Genomic DNA, 26,963 nt, shown 5'->3' with positions numbered 1-26,963 from the left:
TGGTCCGCAAGGACATCGCCGCCATCAAGGTGATGATGCCCAAGGTCTATAACGACATCGCCACCAAGGCCGCCCACCTGCACGGCGCGCTGGGGGTCTCCAACGAGATGCCGTTCATGCACATGGTGACCTCGAGCCTGGTGATGGGCATCGCCGACGGCCCGACCGAGGTGCACAAGGTCACGGTCGCCAGGCAGGTGCTGAAGGACTACCGCCCCGACAACGACCTCTTCCCGGCCTACCACATCCCCAAGCTGCGTGAGGCGGCGCAGGAGAAGTACGCCAAGGAACTGGCCGAGCTGAAGGAAGCGTACGCCGAGCGGCGGGAAAAGGCGCCGGCCTAGGGGTTGAAGTCCAGCGGCGCTACTATCCCTGTCATCCCGGACAGGCCGACGAGCCGATCCGCTGCGGCCTGATGAAGAGTTTTTTGGAGTGATGTGAGCGTGACTGACCCCGCCTGGCCCGTGATGTCCATCGCCGAAGCGCACGCGCGCCTCACGGCGCCGGGCGAGCGGCTTGAGATCGAGGAGATCCCGATCCGCGGGATCATGACCAAGGTCTGGAAGAACGCCCCGCCGACCCTGCGCGACGTGTTCCTGAACGCCCGCGGATTCCCGGACCGTGAGTTCCTGGTCTGCGAGGCCGACCGCGCCACCTACGAGGCCTTCGCCCGCGCCACCCTGGCGCTGGCCCGCCAGCTGCAGGCCGATGGCGTTGGGAAGGGCGACCGCGTCGCGGTGATCATGCGCAACCTGCCGGAATGGCCGGTCGCCTTCTTCGCCGGCGTCCTGCTCGGCGCCATCGTCACACCGCTGAACGCCTGGTGGACCGGCCCGGAGCTGGAGTACGGCCTGGCCGATTCCGGCGCCAAGGTCGCCATCGTCGACGACGAGCGCTTGGGGCGGATCGCCGATTACCTCGACAGCCTGAGCGCCCTGCAGAAGGTCTATGTCTCCAGGCTCACCGACGCCGCGCCGCATCCGAAGATCTCGCGGCTGGAGGACGTCGTCGGCCCGGTCAACGGTTGGAAGAACCTGCGCGACCTGCCCCTGCCGGACGTCGAGCTGGGCCCCGAGGACGACGCCACCATCCTCTACACCTCCGGCACCACGGGAAAGCCGAAGGGCGCGCTGGGCACCCATCGAAATATGACCTCCAACATCGGGGCCGGCGGCATCTCGGCGGTGCGCAACTTCCTGCGCGCCGGCCAGCCGCTGCCGGAGACCGATCCGCATAAGCTCCCGCAGCGGGTCACCCTCCTGGTGGTGCCGTTCTTCCACGCCACCGGGCTTTCGGCGACGCTGGGGCCCACGATGAACGCCGGGGGCAAGATCGTGCTGATGCGGCGCTGGGACGCGGAGCCCGCCATGCGGCTGATCGAGCGCGAGAAGGTCAGCTCCACCGGCGGCGTGCCGACCATCGCCTGGCAGCTGATTGAGCATCCGGCGCGCGCCAAGTACGACCTCACGTCCCTGGTCGCGGTGACCTATGGCGGCGCGCCCTCGGCGCCGGAGCTGGTGCGGCGGATCGGGGAAACCTTCCCGGGCTCCGCGCCCGGCAACGGCTGGGGGATGACCGAGACCACCGCCACCTTCACCTCGCACCTCGGCAAGGACTACGAGAACCGCCCCGACAGCGCCGGTCCCGCCGCCCCGGTCGGCGAGATGCAGATCCGCGATCCGGCCGACGGCAAGACCATCCTTGCGACCGGCGCGGTGGGCGAGCTGTGGGTCAAGGGACCGCAGGTGGTGAAGGGCTATTGGAACAAGCCGGAGGCCACCGCCGAGACCTTCGTCGACGGCTGGCTGCGCACCGGCGACCTGGCGCGACTGGACGAGGAGGGCTTCCTCTTCATAATCGACCGGGCCAAGGACATGCTGATCCGCGGCGGCGAGAACATCTACTGCGTGGAGGTGGAGAACGTGCTGTACGACCACCCTGCGGTGATGGACGCCGCCATCGTCGGCATCCCGCACAAGACCCTGGGGGAGGAGCCCGCTGCGGTGGTGCACCTGAAGCCCGGCGGCGTGGCGACCGAGAGCGAACTGCGCGCCTTCGTCCGGGCGCGGCTGGCGGCGTTCAAGGCGCCGGTTAAGGTCGCCTTCTGGCCCGAGACCCTGCCGCGCAACGCCAACGGCAAGATCCTCAAGAGCGAGCTCAAGAAGGTGTTCGCAACCGACACCGAGACCGCATGAGCGGACCGTCCATCGTGGGCCCCCTTATTGTCGGGGTCGGCGGCACCCCGCGGGCCGGCTCCGCCACCGAGCGGGCGCTGGCGCTGGCGCTGCGCCGGGCGGAGGCGGCCGGTGCGCGGACCAGGATGTTCGGCGGCGAGTTCCTGGAGCGGCTGCCGCACTTCAACCCGGGTCCCGCGGGGCCCAGCCTCGGACAGGCCGAGCTGGCCCAGGCGGTCCGCGAGGCCGACGGGATCATCCTGGCGACGCCCGGCTACCACGGCTCGCTTTCCGGCGTGGTGAAGAACGCGCTGGACACGCTGGAGCTGACCCGCAACGACCAACGGCCCTATTTCGACGGCAAGCCCGTGGGGATCATCATCACCGCGGACGGGGCCCAGGCGGGCGGCACGACCTTGATGGCGGTGCGCTCGATCATACATGCCATGCGCGGCTGGCCGACGCCCTTTGGCGCCGCGCTCAACGCTGCAAACCTGTTCGACGCGGTGGGCGAGTGCCGCGAGGCCAAGGACGACTGGCAGATCGCCACGGTGGCCGACCAGGTGATGGACTTCGCCCAGATGCGACGCGCCCAAGCGCGGAAGGCCGGCTCATGAAACGCCCCTACCTCGTCCCGCCCGGCGGCCACGCCTCCGAAGACGACACCTTCACCTCGGCGATCTCGCCGATCGAAGACATCCTGGAGGATGCCCGCAACGGGCGGCCCTACATCCTGGTGGACGCCGAGGACCGGGAGAACGAAGGCGACGTGATCATCCCGGCGCAGTTCGCCACGCCGGAGCAGATCAACTTCATGGCCAAGCACGCCCGCGGCCTGATCTGCCTGTCGATCACCGCAGAGCGCTCCCGCCAGCTTCGCCTGCCGCCAATGGCCAGCGACAACCAGTCCGGCCACGGCACCGCCTTCACCGTCTCCATCGAGGCCCGCGAGGGGGTGACCACCGGCATCTCCGCCCACGACCGGGCCCACACCATCGCGGTCGCGGTCGACCCCACCAAGGGCCCCGACGACATCGTCTCGCCGGGCCATGTCTTCCCCCTGGTCGCCAGGGACGGCGGGGTGCTGGTCCGCGCCGGCCATACCGAGGCCGCGGTCGACATCTCCCGAATGGCGGGCCTGAACCCGGCCGGGGTGATCTGCGAGATCATGAAGGACGACGGCTCGATGGCGCGGCTGCCGGACCTGGTCGCCTTCGCTCAGTTGCACGGCCTGAAGATCGGCACGATCGCCGACCTGATCGCCTACCGCCGACGCACCGAGCGCCAAGTCGAGCGCGTGCTGGAGATCCCGTTCGACAGCACCTACGGCGGCCGCTTCCGGATGGTGATCTATCGCAACTCCATCGACCAGACCGAGCACGTGGTGCTGACGAAGGGCCGGATCGAGGCCGAAAAGCCGACCCTGGTGCGCATGCATCGGGTGGACCTCGCCACCGACATGCTGGGCGCCATCGAGGCCCGCCGCGAGTACGTGCCCAAGGCCCTGAAGGCGCTCGCCGACTACGACGGGGCGGCGGTGGCGGTGTTCATCCGCGATAGCAACCCCCACTGGCTGTCGGAACGCTACGGCCAGCCGCAGGCGAGCCACTCGGAGAATATCCTGCGCGACTACGGCATCGGCGCGCAGATCCTGCTCGACCTCGGGGTCCGCGACATGCTGCTGCTCACCTCGTCCAAGACCGTCCTGCCCGGCTCGGCCGGCTACGGCCTGAAGATCGTCGGGCGCGTGCCGCTGGACTGAACCGCCGGCGGCCTCGCCGCATTCCGCCAGCCATGGGCGCGTTGCGCATCGGCTGCTCGGGCTGGACCTACAAGGACTGGACCGGCCCCTTCTATCCGCCGGGGACCCGGGACCGCGAGCGGCTGGAATACTACGCCACCCGCTTCGACACCGCCGAGATCAACGCCAGCTTCTACCGCCTGCCATCGGGGGCAACGGTCGAGGGCTGGGCGCGGCGCGCGCCGGCCGGCTTCCTGTTCGCCTGGAAGGTCAGCCGCTTCATCACCCACAACAAGAAGCTGAACGACTGCGAAGACAGCGTCGAGCTGGTGTTCGGCCGCATGGCGCCGCTGGGGGCCAAGCTCGGCCCCGCCCTGGTGCAGCTGCCGCCGATGCTCCATCGCGACGACGCGCGGCTGGCGCGCTTCCTCGACCTTCTGCCGAAGGGTCGGCGCTGCACCGTCGAGTTCCGGCATCCGTCCTGGTATGCGCCTGCGGTGTTCGCGATCCTCGCTGACCACGACGCGGCGCTGTGCATCTCCGACCATCATTCCGCGCCCTCGCCATGGGAGGTCACCGCGTCCTTCGTCTACGTGCGCGGCCACGGGCCGGGCGGACGCTACCGCGGGCGCTATCCGCCGGCCGAGCTGGCCGACTGGGCCGCGCGGCTCAAGGGCTGGCGGCGACAGGGCCTGGATGTGTTCGCCTACTTCGACAACGACATCAAAAGCGCCGCCCCGCTCGACGCCGAGGCCCTGATGGGCTTTGCCGGGGTGGCGGCCTATGGGGCGGCGTCCGCGGCCTGAACGGCGTGCGCGGTGGGCCCAATTCCGATCGTTGTTCGCTCTCCGCCATTCCTGTAACGATTTGAAAGGGATGGATCTGGTACGGATGCGACGATGCCGCCCGACTCCTCCATCTCCCCCGACCCGGCGAACCTGGCGGCCAACCCGTTCGACCTGGTCGCGAACGCGGGGCATCCGGCCGGCTGCACCTGCCCGCTCTGCATGGGGCAGGTCCACGTCGTCGAAGATCCGCACCTGGTCGTGCCGGCGGCCTACGATCTCGGCGCGGCTCAGGCCTTCCTGAACGCCGACGCCCGCGCCGGCGTCGCCGATAACGGCAAGCAGAGCTACACCATCGATCAGGCGGCCAGTCAGATCATCCGCGGCGAACCCGGATGGTCCCAGGCGCTCGGCGCCGGCTTCACCGTGACCTACGCTTACCGGGCCAATGCGCCGGCCCAGATGCCCGACGACGCCGGCGGGTTCCAGCGTTTCAACACCGCCCAGATCGACGAGGCGGAGCTCGCCTTTCGAGCCTGGTCCGACGTCGCCAACATCCACTTTGTGCGCGTGGGGTCCGGCGATTCCGGCGAGGGCGCCTATTCCGACAGCGCCACCATCCTGCTGGGCGACTACACCACAGGCGTCGGCGGCGCCGCGGCCTTCGGCGAGTTTCCGGGCAGCACCAGCTTCGTGGCCGCGGCGGGTGACGTCTGGATCAACTCCACGCTCGGCTACAACGCCAATCCTACCGTCGGGAACTATGGCGGCCAGGTGCTGGTCCACGAGCTCGGCCACGCCATCGGCCTTGACCACCCCTCTGACTACAACGCCGGGACCGGCGTCACGATCACCTACGCGGCCGACGCCAGCTACTTCGAAGACTCCCGCCAGTACACGGTGATGAGCTACTTCAACGAGGCCAACACCGGCGGCAACGACGGCGGCGTCTATTCGGCGGCGCCCCTGCTGGACGACATCGCCGCCGCCCAGCTCGAGTACGGCGCCAACATGGCGACCCGCACCGGGGACACGGTCTACGGCTTCAACTCCAACGCCGGGGAACCCTGGTACGCGTTGACCTCCGGTTCCTCGAAGGCGGTGTTTGCGGTGTGGGACGCCGGCGGCAATGACACGCTGGACTTCTCCGGCTACGGCTCCACCCAGACCATCGACCTGCGGCAGGGCTTCTTCTCCAGCGTCGGCGGCCTGACCGGCGACGTGGCGATCGCCAAGGGCGCGGACATCGAGAACGCCATCGGCGGCTCCGGCGCCGATTCCATGACCGGCAATGCGCTCAGCAATTCCCTGGCGGGCAACGCCGGCGCCGACACCATCATGGCGGGCCCCGGGAACGACGTCATCGATGGCGGGGCCGGGACCAGCTACCTGCGCGGCGAGGACGGTAACGACACCATCTCCGGCGGCTCGGCCTTCGACGACATCAACGGCAACGCCGGCGCCGATCTCGCCCATGGGAACGGCGGGGACGACTGGGTGGTCGGCGGCAAGGACGGCGACGCGCTGTATGGCGACGCGGGCTCGGATGTCGTCTGGGGCAACCTCGGGAACGACACCCTCGATGGCGGCGACGGCAACGATCAGGTGCGCGGCGGCCAGGGGGACGACCTGCTCACCGGCGGGGCCGGCGACGACTTCGTGTCCGGCGACCGCGGGAACGACACCGAGAGCGGCGGGGCCGGGGCGGACCTGTTCCACACCTCGCAGGAGGCCGGCATCGACCGGGTTCTGGACTTCCACCTCGCCGAAGGCGACCGGGTGATGCTCGACCCCGGCACCACCTTCACCGTGAGCCAGGTGGCCGCCGACACGGTGATCGACTTCGGCGCCGGCAACCAGATGATCCTGGTCGCCGTGCAGCTCTCGACGCTGACGCCGGGGTGGATTTTCGGGAACTGACCGGGCGGCCTCCGCGCCCGCGCCATACAATCCCGTTTCCTCATTTGCTGAACCGGCCTATAGCATCGGATCACACCGCCCGGCCGAAAGGCCGGGCGCCTTCATTTCCGACGCACGGAAAACCGATATGACCACTGACATCCTGATGCCGAAGGCGACCGCCGTCTGGCTGGTGGACAACACCTCGCTGACCTTCGAACAGATCGCCGATTTCTGCGGCCTGCACCCCCTGGAAGTGAAGGGTATCGCTGACGGCGAGGTGGCGCGCGACATCCGCGGCGCCGATCCGATCGCCAACGGCCAGCTCAGCCGCGAAGAGCTGGACGCCGCCCAGAACGATCCCAAGTACCGCATGAAGGCGCAGAAGAGCCGCCACGCCGAGCTGCTGAAGCCGGTGAAGAAGGCGCCCCGCTACACGCCCGTATCGCGCCGCCAGGACCGGCCCGACGCCATCGCCTGGTTCCTGCGCAACCACCCGGAGGTCGCCGACGCCCAGTTGGCGCGCATCCTCGGCACCACCAAGGCGACCATCGACCAGGTGCGTAACCGCACCCACTGGAACTCGGCCAACATCAAGCCGGTCGACCCGGTGACGCTGGGCCTTTCCACCCAGCTCGAACTGGACGCCGTGGTGAGGAAGGCTGCCGACAAGAAGGCCAAGGACGACAAGCGCCGCGGCATCGTCGAGCCGGAGGGTCCGACGCTGATGCCCGCGTCGGAAACCGGCGTGCTCGAGGACGATGAGCCCGCGCCGGCGTTCGAGGACGAGCACGGCGAGGATTAGGATTCCGAACAGAGAAGCGGGTGGGAGAGGCCTTGCAATAAGGCTCCCCCACCCTTACCGGCGGGCCGCCGGCTTCTGCTCTCCCGGTTACGGGAGGGATCTTGTGGTCGAAGCCTAGTGCAGCTGTCCGCGCAGGGCTTCCATCTCTTCCTTCAGCTTCAGCTTCTGTCGCTTGAGTTCCTTGAGTCTGATGTCGTCGGCGGCGGGCCTGCGCAGTTCGTCTTGAATGGCTTCTTCGAGGGACTGGTGGCGAGATCCGAGTTCACGGATCCGGGCTTCCAACGCCATGACGAGCGGCCTCCTTGCTGTTGGAAGCCGTAGTGAACACCCGCTATGCGCGGCTGTCAGATCACATATGTTTGCAGCCGGCTGCTGAGGCGAAGCTGGCCGGTCAGGTGTTGAAGGACCCCGCACATGCCGAAGAGTGAGGCGCCAAGGCTTGTGGTCGGCATCTCCGGGGCCTCCGGGATCGTCTACGGCCTGCGCGCGCTGGACGCTTGCCGGGAGCTGGGCGTCGAGACCCATCTGGTGATGAGCAAGGCCGCGGCCCTGACGCTGTCGCAGGAGACCGACCTGTCCACGGCGGAGGTCAACGCCAAGGCCGATGTGGTCCACAAGGTCTCCGACATCGGCGCGGCGATCGCCTCGGGATCGTTCAGGACGCTCGGCATGATCGTGGCGCCCTGCTCGGTCAGGACCATGAGCGAGATCGCCACAGGGGTCACCTCGTCCCTGCTGACGCGGGCCGCCGACGTGGTGCTGAAAGAGCGCAGGCCGCTGGTCCTGATGGTGCGCGAGACGCCGCTGCACCTGGGCCACCTGCGCACCCTGGTGAGGCTCGCCGAGATGGGCGCGGTGATCGCGCCGCCGCTGCCGGCCTTCTACGCCCGGCCCGCCACGCTGGAGGCCATGGTCGACCAGTCGGTCGGCCGCGCGCTCGACCTCTTCGGCCTGTCATGGAAGCCGGTTAAGCGCTGGGGCCAGGACGTGGGTCCGCTGAAGGCGGAGGTTTGAGGACGATGGCGCTCTGGGACTGGACGCTCGAAGCCTATGCGCAGGCCGGCGTGCCGGAAGCCTGCCTCGCCCTGCAGGACGAGTACGGCCAGAACACCTCGCTGCTGCTCTGGGCGGTGTGGGCGGAGGCGGCCGATCCCGCGCTGCTGGCGAAGGCCGCCGACGTCGCCCGGCGCTGGGAGGCCCTGGCGCTTTCGCCGCTGCGCAGCGTGCGCCGTGCGCTGAAGCCCGCCTTCGACGGCGTTGCGGACGCCGACCGCGAGGGCCTGCGCGACGACGTGAAGTCGGCTGAGCTTCGCGCCGAGCGGGTCCTGATGGAGGCTCTGGAGGCGGTGACCGGGCCGCAGGGCGGCGCCCATGCCCTGGCCGCGCTGGAGGCCGCGTCGAACGCCTGGGGCAGGCCCGCGCCGGCCGACGCCCTGGCTGCGCTCGCCGCCGCCCTCGGCTAGGATCGAACTCAGGTATGAACGACGACCAGTCCGAAGAGATACTGCAGGCGAGGCTCGTGGAGCTTCGGCAGGATCACGCCGACCTCGACGCCGCGGTGCAGGCGATCTCGCTATCGCCGCTCCCCGACATGCTGTTGATCGGCCGGCTGAAGCGCAAGAAACTCGCGCTGAAGGACGAGATCACCCGCATCGAGGACCAGCTGACTCCCGACATCATCGCTTAGCTCTACCCTCCCCCGTAAACGGGGAAGGTAAGGGTTTGCTCAGGCGCTGCGCCGCCCGCGCTTTCGGGCGTACATGGCCGCGTCGGCCTCGGCGACCAGGGTCTCGGGCTCGGCCTCCTGGGTGATCTCGCGCACGCCCCACGAGATGTGCAGCGGCGCAGACCAGTCCCCGAACCGCAGCGGCTCGGCCTCGATGGCGCGGGCCAGCGAGGCGGCCTTGGCCTCGGCGGTGGCGTAGTCCGCCTGCGCCAGGATGACCGCAAACTCGTCTCCGCCCATGCGGCCCACGATGTCGCTCTCGCGCACGTTGGCCAGCAGGCGCTCGGCGACCGCCTTCAGCGCCGCATCGCCCGCCGCGTGGCCCAGGCGGTCGTTGACGCCCTTCAGGTCGTCGAGGTCGAAGTAGACCAGGCTTGCCGGCGAGCCGTAGCGCTGGGCGAAGGTGCGGATGCGGCTGAGCTCGCGCAGCAACGCGCGGCGATTCAACAACGGCGTGAGCGCGTCGCGGTCTGCGAGGTCTTCGATCTCGGCTAGCCGCGCCTTCAGCCGGCCCACCTCGCCGCGCAGGTCGTCGATCTCGGTGAGCAGGGTCTGCACGGCGCCGCGCACCGCGGGCGTCAGCTCGGTCTCGCCTATGCCGAGGAATTCGGTGGAGTCCGCGGGGGCCGAGGCGCGGACCTGGGCGCCGGCCTGCGCGAGCGCGCGTCGTCGCATGGCCGAGAAGGGCTCGTTGGGTGCGCCAGACACCTTCATGGACCAGACACCTTCATCGACATGGGATCTTCACGGGCGAATTCTCGAACGGGAGAGGAGCAGAATCAACGACGTGCCGAGGACCTGTGCGAATCTAGCCATCCTTGGTTGCCCCTGCAAAGTCGGCGCCTATACTCCGCGCCCTTCGAAGAGGGGGCCGGACACGACATGAGCGCCACGCATGCGCCCGTCGCCATCATCATGGGCAGCCGGTCCGACTGGCCGGTGCTGCGGCATGCCGCGGAGATGTTGGAGCGCCTGGGGATCGGCTACGAGGCCAAGGTGGTCTCCGCCCACCGCACGCCCGACCGGATGTACGCCTTCGCCAAGGGCGCCAAGGCGGCCGGCTTCAAGGTGATCATCGCCGCGGCCGGCGGCGCCGCCCACCTGCCCGGCATGACCGCCTCGCTGACCGAACTGCCGGTGCTGGGCGTGCCGATCGAATCCAAGGCGCTGAAGGGCATGGATAGCCTGCTCTCCATCGTGCAGATGCCGGCCGGCATTCCGGTGGGGACCCTGGCGATCGGCGAAGCGGGCGCGAAGAACGCCGGGCTGATGGCCGCCAAGATCCTGGCGCTGTCCGACGAAACGATCGCCGAGCGCCTGGCGGCGTTCACCGCCGACCAGACCGACGGCATTCCAGAAACCGTCGAGGACGCGTGAGCCCGATCCTGCCGCTCGCGCCGGGCTCGACGCTCGGCATCCTCGGCGGCGGCCAGCTCGGCCGCATGCTGGCCCTGGCCGCCGCGCGCCTGGGCTTCGACGTGGTGGTGCTGGAGCGCAAGGCCGACAGCCCGGCCGGCCGTACGGCGGTCCAGCTGATCGTCGCCGACTACGACGACGAGGTGGCCCTGGCCGAGCTCGCCGGCCTCACCGGCCTGGTCACCTATGAGTTCGAGAACGTGCCGGCGGCGTCGGTCGCCTGGCTGGCCGCCCGCGGCGTCGAAGTGGCCCCAGGCTCCCGCGCGCTCGCCGTGGCCCAGGACCGGTTCGAGGAGAAAACCTTCCTGAACGCGCACGGCGCGCCCACCGTCGCCTTCGCGCCGGCTGATACGCCTGAGGAGGCCGCCGACGCCGTGGCCCGCATCGGGGCGCCGGCGCTGATGAAGACCCGCCGCGAGGGCTATGACGGCAAGGGCCAGCGCTGGGTGGAGCACGCCCACGATGCGGCCGCCGCCTTCGCCGCGCTCGGCGGAGTCCCGGTGATCGTCGAGGCCGCGGCCAGCTTCGTGCGCGAGCTTTCGGTGATCGCCGCGCGCGGGCGCGACGGATCGACCGCCATCTATCCCCTGGGCGAGAACCACCACGAGCAGGGCATCCTGCGCCGAACCCTGGCGCCGGCGCGGGCCACGCCGGCGCTGGCCGACCAGGCCGAGCGGATCGCCACCCGCGTGCTCGCCGGCCTCGACTACGTGGGCGTGATCGGCATCGAGCTCTTCGAGATGGCCGACGGGCGCCTGCTGGTGAACGAGATCGCGCCGCGGGTGCACAACTCCGGCCACTGGACGCAGGACGGCTGCGAGGTCGACCAGTTCGAACAGCACATCCGCGCCGTCGCCGGCTGGCCGCTGGGGCCGACCCACGCCATCGCCCAGGTCGAGATGGTAAACCTGCTGGGCGACGAGGCCGACGCCTGGGCGAAATACGCCGCCGAGCCGGAGACCCGCCTGCACCTCTACGGCAAGCGCGGAACCCGGCCCGGCCGCAAGATGGGCCACATCAACCGCGTGAAGCCGCTAGGCTGAACCCCATCCCTCCTCTTTAAGGGGAGGGTGGACCGAGCGAAGCTCGGGACGGGTGGGGGTCTGTGGGCCAGGGCCCCGAACTCGGAGCTTGAACGCGACTCCCCCACCCCGGTCGGCTGCGCCGACTCGTCCCTCCCCTAAAGAGGAGGGATGTTAAGTGCGATACCGCATCCGTCCGAGCGCGCCGGCCACGCTGTCCATCATCTGGCTGGGCTTCAGCTTCGTCGTCGCCTTCCACTTCTCGAAGGCCATGACGTTGGCGATGCGGCGGTCGGTGAAGGCCAACGCGGCCTCAGCCCCCGACGACAGCCGGATGGCCAGCGCGCCGGTGAGGATGCCGGCCAGGAGCGCGCGCTTGGAATAGTGGTTCTCGTCGGTGGCGGTGTCGCCGGCCCAGCGCCACAGCACGTCGGCGCTCTCCCAGGCGAGCCGCGCGCCCAGCGCGATGTGCGGCGGCAACGCCAGGAAGCCGGTCCAGCGGCGCACCGCAGCCTCGTCGGCCGCCGCCGCGGCGAGGCGGGCCTCCACCGCGCGGGCGATGCGCTCGCGGATCTTCAGGGTCGCAGGATCGACGGCCGCCAGCGCCTCGATCGCCCTGGCGTCGTGGCGGCGCGACAGCAGGGCGGCGAGGTCGGCGGGCCCCTGCGGCAGCAGCAGCTCGGTCTCGCCGGGGGAAAGTCCGCAGGCCTTGCCGGCCATGGCGGCCAGGCGCGAGGTCCAGCCCACGTGCGGAACGATCTCCAGCGCGGCGTCCAACAGCCGCTGCTCGGCCGTGGCGGCCCAGTCGGGCGGGGAGGCAGCGGGGGAGGATCTGGCCATGGCGCCACTCTAGGACAGCTCGCGCCGAAGGAGAAAACCCTCGCCTGCGGCGTGGACATCGGCGGTCTGTTCTGATATCCCGCCGCGCTCAATCCCGAAGGCCGCAAAGCCTCCGGGTGATATTTTCTTTTTGTTCGCTCGCCGCCGCCCCTAGCCGGGCCCCCTTCTTTTCAGGGGTTTTTGGGGGGCCGGGCGGGAAGCGACCAACAGGAGAGAGAACCCTGGTTCAGATTTTCGTCCGCGACAACAACGTCGACCAAGCCCTCAAGGCGCTGAAGAAGAAGATGCAGCGCGAGGGCTCGTTCCGCGAAATGAAGCGGCACGTGCACTACGAAAAGCCCTCGGAGAAGCGCGCTCGCCAGAAGGCGGAAGCCGTGCGCCGGGCGCGCAAGCTGGCCCGCAAGCGCGCCCAGCGCGAAGGCCTGATCGCGGCGCCGAAGAAGCCGGCTCCCCGGTAGCGCTTAATTCAGCAAATTCATGCCTATGTGAGGGCCGCGTCTTATAGGCGCGGCCCTTGGCTTTTGCGGCCAAGGCGCGATCTTCGGTCGCGCCGATGGTCCCACAACTGGTGAAACGGCGTTCAAGGCCTTATCTTCAAGGCGCTGGCGCGAGCCCTTTTCTAGGCGGTCCCTCACGATGAACCTGCGCAATCTCGCAATCTGGGGCGTCATCGTCGTCGTCCTGATCGGTCTCTATTCGATGGTCACCGGCGGCGGAAAGGCCGCGAGCGCCGGCGAGATCACCTATTCGCAGCTCCTCAAGAAGGTGAACGACGGCCAGATTCGGACCGCCGAGATCCGTGGACCGGCGGTGGTCGTCACCGACCAGGCCAACAAGACCTTCACCGCGGTCACTCCGGTGAACCAGGACGAGCTGGTGCGGCGCCTGGAGGGCCAGGGCGCGAACATCTCCGTCAAGGCCGCGGGCGGCGTCACGGTGGTGGGCTTCCTGGTGCAGAGCTTGCCCGTCCTGCTGCTGATCGGCGTCTGGATCTTCTTCATGCGCCAGATGCAGGGCGGCGCGCGCGGGGCCATGGGCTTCGGCAAGTCGAAGGCCCGCCTGCTCACCGAGAACAAGAACCGCGTCACCTTCGATGACGTGGCCGGCGTCGAGGAAGCCAAGGAAGAGGTCGTCGAGATCGTCGACTTCCTGAAGGACCCGCAGAAGTTCCAGCGCCTCGGCGGCAAGATCCCCAAGGGCGCCCTGCTGATCGGCCCCCCCGGCACCGGTAAGACCTTGCTCGCCCGCGCCATCGCGGGTGAGGCGGGCGTGCCGTTCTTCACCATCTCCGGCTCCGACTTCGTGGAGATGTTCGTGGGCGTCGGCGCGAGCCGCGTGCGCGACATGTTCGAACAGGCCAAGAAGAACGCGCCCTGCATCATCTTCATCGACGAAATCGACGCCGTCGGCCGCCATCGTGGCGCGGGCCTGGGCGGCGGCAACGACGAGCGCGAGCAGACGCTCAACCAGCTGCTGGTCGAGATGGACGGCTTCGAGGCGAATGAAGGCATCATCCTGATCGCCGCCACCAACCGGCCCGACGTGCTGGACCCGGCGCTGCTGCGGCCCGGCCGCTTCGATCGCCAGGTCGTGGTGCCGAACCCCGACGTCAACGGCCGCGAGCGCATCCTGCGCGTGCACATGAAGAACGTGCCGCTGGCCGCCGACGTCGAGACCAAGGTCATCGCCCGCGGGACGCCGGGCTTCTCCGGCGCCGACCTGGCTAACCTGGTCAACGAGGCCGCCCTGATGGCCGCGCGGAAAAACCGCCGCATGGTCACCATGCGCGACTTCGAAGAAGCCAAGGACAAGGTTATGATGGGCGCCGAACGGCGGTCCATGGTCATGACCGAGGACGAGAAGAGGAACACCGCCTACCACGAGGGCGGCCACACCCTGGTGGCGCTGACGGTCCCGTCGTCGGATCCGGTGCACAAGGTGACGATCATCCCACGCGGCCGCGCGCTGGGCATGGTGATGCAGCTGCCGGAAGGCGACCGCTACTCCATGAACTACGAGCAGATGACCTCCAGGCTGGCCATCATGATGGGCGGCCGGGTCGCCGAGGAGCTGATCTTCGGCAAGGACAAAGTCACCTCGGGCGCGTCGAGCGACATCCAGGCGGCCACGGGCCTGGCCCGCAACATGGTCACCCGCTGGGGCTACTCGGATAAGCTGGGCCTGGTCTCCTACGGCGACAACCAGGAAGAGGTGTTCCTCGGCCACTCGGTGTCGCGCACCCAGAACGTTTCCGAGGAGACGGCCAACATCATCGACAGCGAGGTCAAGCGCCTGGTCCAGGCGGGCTACGACGAGGCCAGGCGGATCCTGACGGAAAAGCTCGACGACCTGCACACGCTGGCCAAGGCCCTGCTCGAGTACGAGACCCTGAGCGGCGACGAGGTCATCGGCGCGCTGAAGGGCGTGGCTCCGAACCGCGAGGACGTCGACGCCAAGCGTCCGACCGGCCCGGCGGTGGCGGTGCCGATCTCGCCCAAGCCCGAGCCGGCGTAAGGCTCCACGCGAACTGAACTGACCAAGGGCGGCCACCGGCGACGGGGCTGCCCTTTTTCATTATCAAGCGGCGGATGAAGCCTGTGCCCGCCGTCCAGCCCGTGCGCGTCCCCCCCGTCAAGGTCTGGGGCGTGATCAACGTGACGCCGGACAGCTTCTCCGACGGCGGGCGGTTCGATGAGCTCGACGCAGCCCTCCGCCGCGCCCGGCGGCTGATCGCGGACGGCGCCGACATCCTCGACATCGGCGGCGAGTCTACCCGGCCGGGCGCGCAGCCGGTCGACGCGGCCCAGGAGATCGACCGCGTCGTCCCGCTGATCCAGGCGATCCGCGCCGAGAGCGCGGTCCCGATCTCCATCGACACCATGAAGCCCGCCGTGGCGCGCGCGGCGATGGCCGCTGGAGCGACGATCTGGAACGACGTCACTGCGCTCCGCCATGCGCCCGATAGCCTCGCGACCGCCGCGGCGCTCGGCTGCGAGGTCGTCCTGATGCACATGCAGGGCGAGCCCGGGACCATGCAGGCCGAGCCGCGCTATGACGATGTGGTTGCGGAGGTGGCGGCGTTCCTGGCGTCGCGCGCCGAGGCCGCCATGGCCGCTGGCGTGGCCCGCGGCCGGATCTGGCTCGACCCGGGCGTGGGCTTCGGCAAGCACATGCTCGACCACAACCTGCCGCTGCTGGCGGGCCTGGACCGCATCGTCGCCCTCGGCTTCCCGGTGCTGCTGGGCGTCAGTCGTAAGAGCTTCATCAGCACGGTGGACGGCGGCGGCCGCCCAGGCGAGCAGCGGCTGGGCGGCTCGATCGCCGCGGCCCTGGCGGGCGTCGCCGCGGGCGTGGCCGCCGTGCGGGTCCACGACGTGCGCGAAACGGTCCAGGCGCTGCGCGTCTGGACCGCGATCGCTCAGGCCGGCAGGGCCGGGTAGAGGCCGGCGACCACTTTCTCGCGCGCCGTCTTGACCTCCCAGGCGGTCTTCCGGCCTTCGATGGCGTCGGGCAGGCCGTCCAGATGGGCGTGCCAGCCGGCGCGGACGCCGGAGCCGCGACCCGCCTTCGGGCTGAGGCCGGAATGGGTCAGCGTCAACCAGCAGCCGTCGCCGTCGGACTTCAGGTCGAAGCGCACGACCGTCTCGCGGCCGTCCAGTTCCCAGGTCCAGGCGAAGGCCCTGGGCGCTTCGCAGACCAGGACGCGGCCTTGCATCTCGTGGATGCCGTTCCAGTTCAAGCGGATGGTCCCGCCGGGCTTCAGCTCGACCTCGGCGTTGGCCAGCCAGTCGGCGAGCCGCTCCGGCGTGGTGATCGCGGCCCAGACCTTCTCGATGGGTCGGGCGTAGTGGCGGTGGAAGACCACCTGCAGGGCGTCGTCGGCGACGCTGACTTGGCCGAGAGTTTCTTGGGTGTCGATCATTGTTCTTTCTCCAAATGATCATCAAGGGCGTCGAGGCGCCCGGACCAGAACTGCCGGAAGGGCTGCAGCCAGTCGTCGAGCGGGGTGAGGTTGTGCGGTTCGAGCCGGTAGAGCCGGCGCTGGCCGTCGGGCCGCATGCTGACCAGCCCCGCCTCGCGCAGCAGCTTGAGGTGCTTGGAAACCCCCGGCTGGCTGAGGCCGGTGGCCGCCACGAGGTCGCCGGCCGGCCGCTCTCCGGCCCGCAGCAGGTCGAGGAGGGCTCTGCGGTTGGGCTCGGCGATGGCTTCAAATGGCGTCATGCTGATATATTCTTCAAAAGATATATAACCGTCAAGGAATTTTATTCGGCGATGCAATTCGTCGCCGCTCGCGCTATCGCCAGCCGATGCCGAACCTCGGACGAGTGCTGATCATCGCCGGCTCGGATTCCGGCGGCGGGGCGGGGATCCAGGCCGACATCAAGACCGTCACCGCGCTGGGTGGCTACGCCGCGACCGCCGTCACCGCCGTCACGGTGCAGAACACCCTGGGCGTCAGCGGCGTGCACCCGATCCCGGTCGAGGCGGTCGTGGCCCAGGCCAGGGCCGTGCTGGACGACATCGGCGCCGACGCCATCAAGACCGGCATGTTGGGCGATGCGGCCATGGTCGCGGCGGTGGCCCGCCTGCTGGACTCCGCCAAGTCCATTCCGGCGGTCATCGATCCGGTGATGGTCGCCAAGGGCGGGGCCAGCCTGCTCGCCGCCGACGCGGTGGGCGCGGTGCGCGACCTGCTGGTTCCGCGCGCCGGCCTCCTGACTCCCAACGCACCGGAGGCCGAGGCGCTGACCGGGCTCGCCGTCGCGACCACCGACGACCTGCGCCGCGCCGGCGAGGCCTTGCTGGCGGCAGGCGCCGCGGCGGTGCTGATGAAGGGCGGCCATGTGCCGGGCGAACGGGTGATCGACATCCTGATGACGCCGGCGGGCGAGACGGCGTTCGAGGGCGAGCGGATCGACACCCGCCACACCCACGGCACCGGCTGCACGCTCGCCTCGGCCTGCGCGGCGGGCCTGGCCCAGGGCCTGCCGCTCACCGAGGCCGTGGCCCGCGCCTGGGCTTATGTGCACGAGGCGCTGCTGCGCGCGCCGGGATTCGGCCGCGGCCACGGCCCGCTCGACCACGCCTGGCCCCTGCGAGGGCGCGCGTGACCGCGGCCCTGGAACGCCGCCTGGAGGCGATCGTGCGCAGTTCGGCCAGCCTGATGCAGGTGCTGGAAACCGCGCGCGGCCTCGCGCTGCCCGACTGGCTGATCTTCTCCGGCGCGATCTACCAGCGGGTGCTGAACCGCCTGACCGGCCGCGACCTGGACTATGGGATCAAGGACTACGACCTGGGCTACTTCGATCCTTCCGACACCTCCTATGACGCCGAGGACCTGGTCATCCGCCGCGTCGCCGCGGCCTTCGAGCCGCCGCTTCGCGAGATGCTCGAGGTGCGCAACCAGGCCCGCGTGCACCTGTGGTTCGAGGGCAAGTTCGGCGAGCCCTATGCGCCGCTGACCTGCACCGCCGAGGCGCTGAACCGGTTCACCAGCGCCACCTTCTCGGTCGGCGTGCGGCTGGAGGCGGACGACCGCCTCACCATCGTCGCCCCGTTCGGCCTGGAAGACCTCTTCGCGCTGCGGCTCGCCCCCAACCCGGCGCGGAAGACCAACGGCTTCGCGCGCACCGCCGCCTCCGCCACGGCCCGCTGGCCCGAACTGACTGTGATCAATCAGCCGCTTGCCTAAGTCCTCGGCGAGGCCCTTGGCGTCGAGTCCTAGGAGGTCTGGGCCTAACCCTCCTCGTCGCCATCCTGCAGGATGAGGCGCACGTCCGGGCTGTCGCGCCGGACCCCCGTGGCCCCGCAGGCGGTGTCCAGCGCCACCACCAACGGCCCGCGCCAACGTCGGCGTTGAAGCGCCCCCGGATCGCTCCGGGGGCGCCGGCTGGCTAGGTCTGCTCTCGGCTAGTGGCGCCAATCGCGGTCACGGCCGTAGCCATAGCCGTACTGATCCTCATGCCGGGAGGCGTAGACGCCCAACCCCGCTTGGACGTGTCCCATGCCGCGCGCCAGCTGCTGGTAATCCCAATTGTTCGCCCGCCCGTGTTCGAGCCGCCACGCCGCGGGCCGGAGCTGGTTCAGTTCTTCCAGGAGTTGGCGAGCTTCGCCGCGCGAGATGCGGCCCTGCTGGACCGCGTTGCGGATTCGCCATTCCTGGGCGGGGATCGACAGTGAGCGATCCTCGCTCCGATAGGCAGGGCTGCGGTCGTTGCTGTCGTGGCCGCGCCAGGGCTGGGCGGCGGCGGGGGTGACGGCGGCGGCCAGGGCGGCAGCGGCCGCCAGAGAAAGCAGGATCTTCTTCATGGCTTGGTCCTCCTGAACCAAAAGCGCCGGGACGCCGGCTGATGGTCAGGAGAACAACACGCGGTGAATGACGCGGGCCTGAGGCCCGCGTTGTTTGCCGTTCAGCTTCGGAAACGGGCTATCAGCCGGCCTGGACCGCGGCGGGCGTGCGGCCCGAGGCGCCGGTGGCCGCGGCGGTCAGCGCGGCGCTGATCGCCTCGTAGAGCTTGGCGATCTCGATCGGCTTGGCCACGTGGCCGTCCATGCCGGCGGCCAGGTATTCGTCCACCTGGTGGGTGAGGGCGTTGGCGGTGAGCGCCACGATCGGCGTGCGCTTGCGCTGTTCGGCGAGCTCGATGCCGCGGATCTGGCGGGCGGCGTCGATGCCGTCCATCACCGGCATCTGGATGTCCATCAGGACGAGGTCGTAGCCGCCGACCTTCCATGCGTCGACCGCCTGCTTGCCGTCGGCGACGATGTCGACGTCGATGCCGAGCGACTCCATCACCGCCGCCAGCACCTGCTGGTTGGTGGGATTGTCCTCGGCGGCGAGCAGCCGCAGGTTGCGCTCGCCGGTGTCTGCCGTCGGCGTGGCCTCACTCTCGTCCACGGCCTCACCTCGGCCCAGCGGCAGCTCGACGGTGAAGGTCGAGCCATGGCCCTCGCGGCTTTCGACGTTGATCGAGCCGCCCATCATCTGGGTAAGCTCGCGGCAGATGGCGAGGCCCAGGCCCGTGCCGCCGAAACGGCGGGTGGCGGAATTGTCGGCCTGGGTGAATTTCTCGAACAGCGCGGGGAGCTTCTCGGGCGAGATGCCGACGCCGGTGTCGCGGACCACCAGCCGAAGGGCGCCCGTCTCGGCGTTGACGTCGGCGCTGGCTTGCACCGAGCCATGGCCGGTGAACTTCACGGCGTTGGACAGCAGGTTGCCGGCGATCTGGCGCAGGCGGTCGGCGTCGCCGCGCCACCAGCCCTGGGCCGCCGCGCTGATCTCGAAGCCGAAGTCGAGGCCCTTGCTCTTCGCCAGCACTTGGAAGGTTTCGGCGGTGGAGCTGAGCGTCGGCCCAAGGTCGAAGTCTTCCTTCACCAGGGTCAGCTTTCCGGCCTCGATCTTGGAAAGGTCGAGGACGTCGTTCAGCACCGCCAGCAGCAGGCCGCCGGATTGGCGGATGATGCCCAGGCGCTCGCGCTGCACCTCGGCCAAATCACCCATCGACATCACCTCGGCCATGGCCAGGACGCCGTTCAGCGGGGTGCGGATCTCGTGGCTCATGTTGGCCAGGAACTGGGTCTTCAGCACATTGGCCGCGTTGGCGGCGTCGCGGGCGCTTTCCAGGTCGCGCATCGCCCGCTTCAGCTCATCCTCGCGCTCGCCGAGCTTGCCCAGCAGGTGGTTGAAGCTGGCGGTCAGGCTGCGGAACAGCTGGTCCTGCGCCTCGATCTCCACCGGCTCGAAGCTGCCGCCCTCGGCGACCTCGTGCATGGCTTCCGACAGGCGCTGCACCGGCGCGATCACCCGATGGGCCATGCCGCGGGCCAGGAACAGGGCCACGCCGACGCCGCCAAACAACAGGGCCGCAGTCAAGGCGGTGAACTGGGGCAAGAGCGCACCGAGCGTGGGCTGGCGAACGACCAGGGCCAAGGTTCCGACCTTGCGGCCGTCGGCGACGACGTCGGACCGGATGACCTCGGTTGCGGTGACCGGCCGCCCCGTGGCGGCGCGGTCATAGGCGGCCAGCACCCGTCCGTCGAGGCCGGTCAGGCGCGCGGAGGCCACGTTGCGGCTGGCGGCCAGGGCCGCGACGGGCGCCTCCGTCAGGGCCTTGTTGCCTACGATGATCGCCGGCGCGGCGGTCGTCGCCGTGATCTGGGCGAGGCCGGCGTACATCTGGTGCGATTGGGTGCGCGCCACCGCCCACTGTTCGAGCATGAAGGTCAGGCAGGCGGCGATCAGCACCACCAGGGTCGTGACCAGGCCGACACCTGCGACGCGCGCGTGGAAGGTCGCGGTGGGGGCTGCGCCAGGTGTGCCGTTCGTTGGGGTCATAGGATTCGCAAAGGCCGCACGGACCTCCGCTGTAGCGCAACAATCCTAACGCTTCGCTTCCTGTCGCCCTGGCCGCGAGCGGCTTCCCGCGAGTTAAATCGAGGCAAACCGTGCCTTTGAGGCAACAGTCACAACCCGCGGGGGAAAAATTTATGGTTAACAACCCATGAATCAATTGCGCGAAGGTTAAGCTTCCGTTTACCGTAAATTGTGGTTGTTCACCTTGTTAGGGGATCCTGATGGAAAAGGCCTTTGTGGCTCAGCGAGTGGCGAAGAAGCTGTTCGTGACCGAAGCCGCCGTCGACGGCGCGCTGGCGGAAGCCTCGGAGCTGATGAGCGAGATGCTCAAGGCTCGTAAAGACGTGAACGCCTCGATGGTGTTCGCCGACGAAGCGGCCGTGAAGATGGTCGAAGCGATCAAGGCGCTCAGCGAAGCGCGCACCGCCATGGTCGGCGTGCACAACGAGCTGAACGAAGCCAAGCTCCGTCTGGGCATCCGCACCAAGCTCGGTGTCGAGAACAAGAGCTTCCTGCGTGACGAAGCGGATCAGACCGTCCTTCGCGACGTCGGCTGAATTTCTCAGACCACGTTGCAATAAGTTTAATTGGTGGTGCGCTCCTATTAGGTTAGGGGCGCATCAGCATGTCTATTTCTCCTATCACGATCGGCATCGCCCTCCTCGGTTTGGCAGGGTGCGGACTCGCTCTCCTGAGGGGCGGGCCGGCCGAACGCCTCGGCGGCGGCGTGATCCTGGCCAACCTCGTGTTGCTCTGGTTCGCCAACCTGGCGAACCCCACCGCGTCGTCGGGCGTCTTCGGTCTTGTGGTGGACGGCCTGACCGCGATCGGCCTTCTCATCGTCGTGTTGCGCTACGGTAGCCTCTGGCTGGGCGGCGCGATGCTGCTCTACGCCGCCCAGTTCACGCTCCACTCCTTCTATTTCGTGACGGAGCGCCCGAAGGACGATCTCCACGCGATCATCAACAACACCAATTTTCTCGGTGTCATGATCTGCCTCATCTTCGGCACCCTTCTCACTTGGCGTCGGCGCGCGCGGAGCCTCAGCGCCTAGTCCGGCGACAGCTGCCCCGCGGCTGGGGCCTCAGCGCAGCTAACTGCCGCATCTAGAATCTTTCTCTTGCGCTGCAGCACAAACGCGGGCTTCTGGCCCGCGGGCCACGCCCTCCCAACGGGGCGCAGTCCATCTGCAAGGATGGGAGACATTGCTATGACGACCCCCGCGAAGCCGGCCATGCGGCCGGCGCGCCCTGAATTTTCATCCGGACCTTGTGCAAAGCGTCCTGGGTGGGCCCCCGAAAACCTCCAGAACGCCGTCCTTGGACGCTCGCACCGCTCCAAGCTGGGCAAGGCGCGGCTCAAGGAAGCCATCGACCGCACCCGCGAGGTGCTGGAGGTCCCCGACGACTTCCTGATCGGCATCGTCCCGGGCTCCGACACCGGCGCCGTCGAGATGGCCATGTGGTCGATGCTGGGCCCGCGACCGGTGCAGCTGCTGGCCTTCGAGAGCTTCGGCAAGGACTGGGTGACCGATGTCGTCAAGCAGCTGAAGATCGAAGCCGAGGTGCTGGACGCCCCCTATGGCGAGCTGCCGGACCTGACCCGGGTGCGCGGCGACGCCGACCTGGTGTTCACCTGGAACGGCACCACCTCCGGCGTGCGCGTGCCCAACGCCGACTTCATTTCCGCCGACCGCGAGGGCGTGGTGATCTGCGACGCCACCTCCGCGGCCTTCGCCCAGACGCTCGATTGGGCCAAGCTCGATGTGGTGACCTTCTCCTGGCAGAAGGCGCTGGGCGGCGAGGCGGCGCACGGTGTCCTGATCCTGTCGCCGCGCGCCGTGGCCCGGCTTGAGAGCTACAGCCCGCCGTGGCCCATGCCGAAGCTCTTTCGCATGACGAAAGGCGGCAAGGTCACCCTCGACCTCTTCGAAGGCGCCACCATCAACACGCCCTCGATGCTGGCGGTCGAGGACGCCGTCGACGCGCTCAAGTGGGCGGCCTCCATCGGCGGTCTGACGGAGATGCAGCGCCGCGCCGACGCCAACCTCGGCGTGCTGGAATCCTGGGTGCAGAAGACCGGCTGGGTCGCCTTCCTGGCCGAAGACCCAGCGATCCGCTCCAACACGTCGGTCTGCCTGAAGGTGATCGACCCGCGGGTCACCTCGCTCTCCGACGAGGCGCAGGCCGAGTTCGCCAAGAAGCTGGCCGGCGCCCTGGAGAAGGAGGGCGTGGCCCTCGACGTCGGCGGCTACCGCGACGCCCCGCCGGGCCTGCGGATCTGGTGCGGCGCCACGGTCGACACCTCGGACCTCGACGCGCTCACCCCCTGGCTCGACTGGGCCTTCGCCGCCGCGATCTCCGAACTTCAGCCCGCCTGAACCGGCGCGCCAGCGCCTCCCCGACACATTGACCCGCCCCGCGCCGCCGGGGCGGGCGCCCCCAATAAGGATATCTGCCCATGCCCCGCGTTCTCATCGCCGATAAGCTGAGCCCCGCCGCCCTCGACATCTTCAAGCAGCGCGGCGTCGAGGCCGACGTGAAGACCGGCCTCTCCAAGGACGAGCTCCTGAAGATCATCGGCGACTACGACGGCTTGGCCGTCCGTTCCGCCACCAAGGCCGACAAGGAGGTCATCGCCGCCGCCGGCAACATGAAGGTCATCGGCCGCGCCGGCATCGGCGTCGACAACGTCGACATCCCCGCCGCCACCGCCGCCGGGATCGTGGTGATGAACACGCCCTTCGGCAACTCGATCACCACTGCCGAGCACGCCATCGCCATGATGTTCGCGCTCGCCCGCCAGCTCCCGGCCGCCGACGTCTCCACCCAGGCCGGCAAGTGGGAGAAGAACCGCTTCATGGGCGTGGAGCTCTACGGCAAGACCTTGGGCCTGATCGGGGCCGGCAACATCGGCTCCATCGTCGCCGACCGCGCCAACGGGCTGAAGATGCACGTGATCGCCTACGACCCGTTCCTGTCGCCGGAGCGCGCTGTCGAGATCGGGGTCGAGAAGGTGGAGATCGAGGACCTCCTGAAGCGCGCCGACGTCATTACCCTGCACACCCCGCTGACCGACAAGACGCGCAACATCCTGTCGGCCGAGAACCTCGCCAAGACGCGCAAGGGCGTGCTGATCGTCAACTGCGCGCGCGGCGGCCTGGTCGATGAGGCGGCGCTGCGCAAGCTGTTGGACGAAGGCCACGTCGGCGGCGCGGCCTTCGACGTGTTCGTCGAGGAGCCGGCCAAGGCGAACGTGCTGTTCGGCGCGGAGAATTTCATCTCCACCCCGCACCTGGGCGCCTAGACCGTCGAGGCCCTGGAGAACGTCGCCCTGCAGGTGGCCGAGCAGATGAGCGACTACCTGCTCACCGGAGCGGTGACCAATGCGCTGAACAGCCCCTCGGTCACCGCCGAGGAGGCGCCGCGGCTGAAGCCGTTCATCGCGCTGGCCGACAAGCTGGGCGCCTTCGCCGGCCAGATGGTCGACTTCGGGATCAAGGCCATCGACATCGCCTACGAGGGCGAGGTGGCGCGCCTCAACGCCCGGCCGATGACCGCGGCGGCGCTGGCCGGCGTCATGCGGCCGATGCTGGCGGAGATCAACATGGTCTCGGCGCCGGCGGTGGCGAAGGAGCGCGGCATCACCGTCTCCGAGAGTCGCCAGGAGGACTCGCCGATCTACGAGAGCCTGATCCGCATCACCGTCACCACCGAGAAGGGCAAGCGCTCCTTCGCGGGCTCGGTGCTGGCCGGCACGCCGCGCGTCGTGGAGGTCAAGGGCATGGACCTCGACGCCCCGTTCGGCCCGACCATGCTCTACGTCAACAACCTCGATAAGCCGGGCTTCATCGGCAATCTCGGCGGCCTCCTGGCCGAGGCCGGGGTGAACATCGCAACCTTCAACCTGGGACGCGTCTCGGCCGGCGACGACGCCATCGCGCTGGTGGGGGTCGATCAGGAACCCAGCGAGGCGCTGATCGGCAAGATCCAGGGCCTGCCGCACGTGAAGGAAGCCCGCGCGCTGCGGTTCTAACCCCCGCTGAGCGCGCCGAAGATCAGCAGTTCGTCGCCGTCGCGCACAGCGGCGGCGACCTGGCGGGTCTCCTGCTGGCCGATGAAGATGCGCATGTGCTTGCGCACCCGGTCCTGCTCGTCGACCACCCGGAACTTCAGGCCGGGATAGAGCCGGTCGAGGTCGTCCAGCACGCCGGCCACCGTCGCGCCCGCGGCCTCCACCCGCGTCGCGCCGCCGGTGTAGGAGGTGAGCTGCGAGGGGATCAGGACCTGGGTCATGCGAGCGGCGCGGCGACGACTGAATAGATCTCCGGCAGATGGGCGGCGATCTGGCGCCAGCTCTCGCCCTCGTCGCCGCTCATCCAGAGCTCGCCGCCGGTCGTGCCCAGATAGAGGCCCATGGGGTCGGCCCGGTCGGCGCAGAAGGCCTGCCGCTTGACGGTGAACCAGCCCTGCTCGGCGGGCAGTCCCTTGTCCTGGCGTTCCCAGGTCGCGCCCGCGTCGCGCGTGCGGTAGGCCGCGGGGCGGCCGCCGGGGCTGGTGCGCGGCCAGACCTCCGTGCCATCCATCGGCCAGACCCAGGCGGTGTCGGCGCAGCGCGCGTGCGGCACGACGGTGAAGCCGATGTCGCCCACCTCCGCCGGCATGGCCTTGCCGATCCGCTCCCAGCGAGTGCCCGGCCGGTCCAGTCGATAGACGCCGCAATGGTTCTGCTGCCAGAGGCGATCCGGGTTGGTCGGCGCAAGCGCGATGTAGTGGGCGTCCTGGCCGAATTCCGGATAGGGATCGGGCAGGAAGTTGGCCTCGACGTTCTCGTTCAGGGGCGCCCAGGTCGCCGCCTGGTCCGTGCTCTCGAACACGCCACCGCTGGAGGTGGCGATGTACATGTGGGCGGGGTCGCGCGGGTCGATGACCACCTGGTTCAGCAGCGAGCCGTCCGGCGTGCCGGCCTCCGGTGGGCACCAGTCCCAATAGCGCGGATGGTCGTTGAACCCGGCCACGCTCTCCCAGGTCACGCCGCCGTCCGTCGAGCGGAACAGGCCGGGCGGCGAGGCGCCGGCCCACCAGACGCCGGGTTCGCTGGCATGGCCGGGCTCCAGCCAGAAACTGTGGTCGACGGCCCGGGCGCGCGGGTCGTCCGACTTCGGGAACGCCGGCGGCGTCTTGGCCTCGGCCCAGGTCTCGCCGCCGTCGGTCGAGCGCAGGATGGTGGGACCCAGATGCCCGGTCGAGGCCGCCATCAGCATGGTCCTGCCGTCACGCGGGTCGATGACGAAGTGGTTGACGATCTGGCCCAGGAACAGCGGACCCTGCACGCGCCAGGTCTGGCGCCTGGCGTCGCTGCGATAGATCCAGGCGCCCTTGCGGGAGCCCACAAGCAGTTGGATCGCGTCGGTCATGGAATGTCCTCCCGCCCGAAGGACGTTTCATACCATGCCGATCCGACAGGGCGCGACCGGAGCTTAGGGGTCAGTCCGGTTTGTGATCAACTTTGCCTACAGGTGCGGGCTTGCCGTTCTGCAGCTCGTCCACCAGCCGCTGGCGCAGGGCCTTGAGCAGCGCGATCACCCGCGGCGCGTCAGGCGAGGCGCGGCCGATGAACACTGATTCCATGGCCAGCCCGTTTAGCGCCATGCGCGTCAGGTGGGCCACCGCCTCGATTTCTTCCAGCCGCTCCGGCACGCCAAGGTTGTCGGCCATCCGGATGCGCGCCCGGCGCAGCCGGTCCTCCAGGTCGCCGGCGAACGCCGGATAGCGCGCGGCGAGTTCCGGGTCCGAGCGGGCGGCGATAGTCACCTCCATCAGCGCGATGGCGGCAGGCGTGTGCAGCGACGCCCAGACCGCGTCCACGCCGTGCAGGAACCGGCCGGGACCCTCCGGATAGGGCGCCAGCTCCTCGAGCACCTTCGCGCCCCGGGCGGCGGAGGCGTACTCAGCCACGCCGATGATCAGGTCCACCTTGGTGGGGAACTGGTGCAGCAGGGAGCCGCGGCTGACCTTGGCCAGCCGCGCCACCAGGGGCGTGGAGGTGGCCGCATAGCCGAACTCGGCCAGGCAGCGCACCGCCGCCTCCATGATCTTCGCCCGCGTCGAGGCCCGCCGCTGGGCGTTGGGCCCGCGCGGGACCTTGGGCTTTGCTGTCTTCGCCATGGCTTGAGCATGGCGCTCCCGGACTGTCCCGCCAA

30 protein-coding genes and 1 pseudogene are annotated in these 26,963 nt (G+C 69.2%); 21 read left to right on the top strand and 10 right to left on the bottom strand.

Features of this window, described 5'->3' with window-relative positions; genetic code table 11:
* The 7 genes from JWP28_RS01350 to JWP28_RS01320 all read left to right on the top strand — a co-directional run.
* Positions 1-344 (top strand): acyl-CoA dehydrogenase family protein (locus JWP28_RS01350; RefSeq protein WP_299539123.1); only part of this gene is annotated, 344 nt, incomplete at its 5' end.
* A 123-nt stretch (positions 345-467) separates the two neighbouring features.
* Positions 468-2,195 (top strand): class I adenylate-forming enzyme family protein, encoded by a 1,728-nt coding sequence (locus JWP28_RS01345; protein ID WP_299539129.1) that lies wholly within the window; start codon positions 468-470, stop codon positions 2,193-2,195.
* Entirely contained in the window at positions 2,192-2,791 is a 600-nt protein-coding gene (locus JWP28_RS01340; protein WP_299539120.1) for an NADPH-dependent FMN reductase, read from the top strand. Before JWP28_RS01345 ends, JWP28_RS01340 begins: the two co-directional genes overlap by 4 nt.
* Positions 2,788-3,936: a 3,4-dihydroxy-2-butanone-4-phosphate synthase gene (gene ribB / locus JWP28_RS01335; protein ID WP_299539118.1), complete on the top strand. Its 1,149-nt coding sequence runs from the start codon at positions 2,788-2,790 to the stop codon at positions 3,934-3,936. The genes JWP28_RS01340 and ribB overlap by 4 nt, the downstream gene beginning before the upstream one ends.
* Positions 3,937-3,968: 32 nt before the next feature.
* Positions 3,969-4,721, top strand: coding sequence for a DUF72 domain-containing protein (locus JWP28_RS01330; protein ID WP_299539116.1), 753 nt, complete (start codon positions 3,969-3,971; stop codon positions 4,719-4,721).
* A 93-nt stretch (positions 4,722-4,814) separates the two neighbouring features.
* A complete protein-coding gene (locus tag JWP28_RS01325) occupies positions 4,815-6,620 on the top strand; it encodes a M10 family metallopeptidase C-terminal domain-containing protein (protein ID WP_299539114.1) in 1,806 nt (601 codons plus the stop codon).
* Positions 6,621-6,747: 127 nt separating this feature from the next.
* Positions 6,748-7,404, top strand: coding sequence for a cell cycle transcriptional regulator TrcR (locus JWP28_RS01320; protein WP_299539112.1), 657 nt, complete (start codon positions 6,748-6,750; stop codon positions 7,402-7,404).
* A gap of 114 nt (positions 7,405-7,518) precedes the next feature.
* Here the strand turns inward: JWP28_RS01320 and JWP28_RS01315 are convergent, their stop codons facing one another.
* Positions 7,519-7,692, bottom strand: a complete 174-nt coding sequence (locus JWP28_RS01315; protein WP_299539109.1) for a DUF465 domain-containing protein — start codon at positions 7,690-7,692, stop codon at positions 7,519-7,521.
* Between the two features lie 126 nt (positions 7,693-7,818).
* Here JWP28_RS01315 and JWP28_RS01310 point away from each other — a divergent pair, with 126 nt between their 5' ends.
* The 3 genes from JWP28_RS01310 to JWP28_RS01300 are packed head-to-tail and all read left to right on the top strand — an operon-like array spanning position 7,819 to position 9,091.
* Positions 7,819-8,418, top strand: a complete 600-nt coding sequence (locus tag JWP28_RS01310) for a UbiX family flavin prenyltransferase (RefSeq protein WP_299539107.1) — start codon at positions 7,819-7,821, stop codon at positions 8,416-8,418.
* 5 nt (positions 8,419-8,423) lie between these two features.
* Positions 8,424-8,867 carry a TIGR02444 family protein gene (locus tag JWP28_RS01305; protein WP_299539104.1) on the top strand — a complete coding sequence of 148 codons (444 nt, stop codon included), beginning with the start codon at positions 8,424-8,426 and terminating at the stop codon, positions 8,865-8,867.
* 14 nt (positions 8,868-8,881) lie between these two features.
* Positions 8,882-9,091 carry a DUF465 domain-containing protein gene (locus tag JWP28_RS01300; protein ID WP_299539101.1) on the top strand — a complete coding sequence of 70 codons (210 nt, stop codon included), beginning with the start codon at positions 8,882-8,884 and terminating at the stop codon, positions 9,089-9,091.
* Positions 9,092-9,130: 39 nt separating this feature from the next.
* On the opposite strand, the gene JWP28_RS01295 is transcribed toward JWP28_RS01300, so the two are convergent.
* On the bottom strand, positions 9,131-9,844 hold the full coding sequence (locus tag JWP28_RS01295; protein ID WP_299539098.1) for a GGDEF domain-containing protein: 714 nt from the start codon (positions 9,842-9,844) through the stop codon (positions 9,131-9,133).
* A 168-nt stretch (positions 9,845-10,012) separates the two neighbouring features.
* Here JWP28_RS01295 and purE point away from each other — a divergent pair, with 168 nt between their 5' ends.
* A complete protein-coding gene (gene purE, locus JWP28_RS01290; protein WP_299539095.1) occupies positions 10,013-10,507 on the top strand; it encodes a 5-(carboxyamino)imidazole ribonucleotide mutase in 495 nt (164 codons plus the stop codon).
* A gap of 5 nt (positions 10,508-10,512) precedes the next feature.
* Positions 10,513-11,589 (top strand): 5-(carboxyamino)imidazole ribonucleotide synthase, encoded by a 1,077-nt coding sequence (locus JWP28_RS01285; RefSeq protein ID WP_299539126.1) that lies wholly within the window; start codon positions 10,513-10,515, stop codon positions 11,587-11,589.
* 153 nt (positions 11,590-11,742) lie between these two features.
* On the opposite strand, the gene JWP28_RS01280 is transcribed toward JWP28_RS01285, so the two are convergent.
* On the bottom strand, positions 11,743-12,408 hold the full coding sequence (locus JWP28_RS01280; protein ID WP_299539093.1) for a COQ9 family protein: 666 nt from the start codon (positions 12,406-12,408) through the stop codon (positions 11,743-11,745).
* Between the two features lie 221 nt (positions 12,409-12,629).
* Here JWP28_RS01280 and rpsU point away from each other — a divergent pair, with 221 nt between their 5' ends.
* From rpsU to folP, 3 genes are all read left to right on the top strand, one after another.
* Complete coding sequence (gene rpsU, locus JWP28_RS01275; protein ID WP_199622309.1) at positions 12,630-12,866, top strand: 30S ribosomal protein S21; 237 nt, start codon at positions 12,630-12,632, stop codon at positions 12,864-12,866.
* A gap of 178 nt (positions 12,867-13,044) precedes the next feature.
* The gene (gene ftsH / locus JWP28_RS01270) at positions 13,045-14,922 is read left to right on the top strand and encodes an ATP-dependent zinc metalloprotease FtsH (protein WP_299539091.1); all 1,878 of its coding nucleotides are present in this window, start codon (positions 13,045-13,047) and stop codon (positions 14,920-14,922) included.
* A 74-nt stretch (positions 14,923-14,996) separates the two neighbouring features.
* On the top strand, positions 14,997-15,848 hold the full coding sequence (gene folP / locus JWP28_RS01265) for a dihydropteroate synthase (RefSeq protein ID WP_299539089.1): 852 nt from the start codon (positions 14,997-14,999) through the stop codon (positions 15,846-15,848).
* Here folP and JWP28_RS01260 read toward each other — a convergent pair.
* Positions 15,827-16,330, bottom strand: a complete 504-nt coding sequence (locus JWP28_RS01260; RefSeq protein WP_299539086.1) for an SRPBCC family protein — start codon at positions 16,328-16,330, stop codon at positions 15,827-15,829. The genes folP and JWP28_RS01260 overlap by 22 nt on opposite strands.
* Entirely contained in the window at positions 16,327-16,629 is a 303-nt protein-coding gene (locus JWP28_RS01255; RefSeq protein ID WP_299539084.1) for a metalloregulator ArsR/SmtB family transcription factor, read from the bottom strand. Before JWP28_RS01255 ends, JWP28_RS01260 begins: the two co-directional genes overlap by 4 nt.
* Positions 16,630-16,715: 86 nt before the next feature.
* On the opposite strand from JWP28_RS01255, the gene thiD reads away from it, so the two are divergent.
* Positions 16,716-17,519 carry a bifunctional hydroxymethylpyrimidine kinase/phosphomethylpyrimidine kinase gene (thiD, locus tag JWP28_RS01250; RefSeq protein ID WP_299539082.1) on the top strand — a complete coding sequence of 268 codons (804 nt, stop codon included), beginning with the start codon at positions 16,716-16,718 and terminating at the stop codon, positions 17,517-17,519.
* Positions 17,516-18,100 carry a nucleotidyltransferase family protein gene (locus JWP28_RS01245; RefSeq protein WP_299539080.1) on the top strand — a complete coding sequence of 195 codons (585 nt, stop codon included), beginning with the start codon at positions 17,516-17,518 and terminating at the stop codon, positions 18,098-18,100. The genes thiD and JWP28_RS01245 overlap by 4 nt, the downstream gene beginning before the upstream one ends.
* 218 nt (positions 18,101-18,318) lie before the next feature.
* Here JWP28_RS01245 and JWP28_RS01240 read toward each other — a convergent pair whose 3' ends face one another.
* Both JWP28_RS01240 and JWP28_RS01235 read right to left on the bottom strand, forming a co-directional pair.
* Entirely contained in the window at positions 18,319-18,717 is a 399-nt protein-coding gene (locus tag JWP28_RS01240; RefSeq protein WP_299539078.1) for a hypothetical protein, read from the bottom strand.
* 121 nt (positions 18,718-18,838) lie between these two features.
* Positions 18,839-20,743, bottom strand: a complete 1,905-nt coding sequence (locus JWP28_RS01235) for an ATP-binding protein (RefSeq protein WP_299539076.1) — start codon at positions 20,741-20,743, stop codon at positions 18,839-18,841.
* A gap of 239 nt (positions 20,744-20,982) precedes the next feature.
* Here JWP28_RS01235 and JWP28_RS01230 point away from each other — a divergent pair, with 239 nt between their 5' ends.
* The 4 genes and pseudogenes from JWP28_RS01230 (at position 20,983) to serA (ending at position 24,796) form a co-directional block, all read left to right on the top strand.
* A complete protein-coding gene (locus JWP28_RS01230; protein WP_299539074.1) occupies positions 20,983-21,318 on the top strand; it encodes a hypothetical protein in 336 nt (111 codons plus the stop codon).
* A 170-nt stretch (positions 21,319-21,488) separates the two neighbouring features.
* Complete coding sequence (locus JWP28_RS01225) at positions 21,489-21,815, top strand: hypothetical protein (RefSeq protein ID WP_299539072.1); 327 nt, start codon at positions 21,489-21,491, stop codon at positions 21,813-21,815.
* Between the two features lie 156 nt (positions 21,816-21,971).
* A complete protein-coding gene (locus JWP28_RS01220; RefSeq protein WP_299539069.1) occupies positions 21,972-23,141 on the top strand; it encodes a phosphoserine transaminase in 1,170 nt (389 codons plus the stop codon).
* Between the two features lie 74 nt (positions 23,142-23,215).
* Positions 23,216-24,796: pseudogene (gene serA / locus JWP28_RS01215) on the top strand (phosphoglycerate dehydrogenase).
* Here serA and JWP28_RS01210 read toward each other — a convergent pair.
* From JWP28_RS01210 to JWP28_RS01200, 3 genes are all read right to left on the bottom strand, one after another.
* Positions 24,793-25,056, bottom strand: coding sequence for a MoaD/ThiS family protein (locus JWP28_RS01210; protein WP_299539067.1), 264 nt, complete (start codon positions 25,054-25,056; stop codon positions 24,793-24,795). The pseudogene serA and the gene JWP28_RS01210 overlap by 4 nt on opposite strands.
* On the bottom strand, positions 25,053-26,177 hold the full coding sequence (locus JWP28_RS01205; protein WP_299539065.1) for a glycosyl hydrolase: 1,125 nt from the start codon (positions 26,175-26,177) through the stop codon (positions 25,053-25,055). The genes JWP28_RS01210 and JWP28_RS01205 overlap by 4 nt, the downstream gene beginning before the upstream one ends.
* A 70-nt stretch (positions 26,178-26,247) precedes the next feature.
* Entirely contained in the window at positions 26,248-26,928 is a 681-nt protein-coding gene (locus JWP28_RS01200) for a TetR/AcrR family transcriptional regulator (protein WP_299539063.1), read from the bottom strand.
* Positions 26,929-26,963: the final 35 nt, after the last annotated feature.

Origin of the sequence: Phenylobacterium sp. (assembly GCF_028290885.1) — a bacterium.
GTDB lineage: Bacteria > Pseudomonadota > Alphaproteobacteria > Caulobacterales > Caulobacteraceae > Phenylobacterium.
This window is presented reverse-complemented; position numbering and strand designations above follow the sequence as displayed.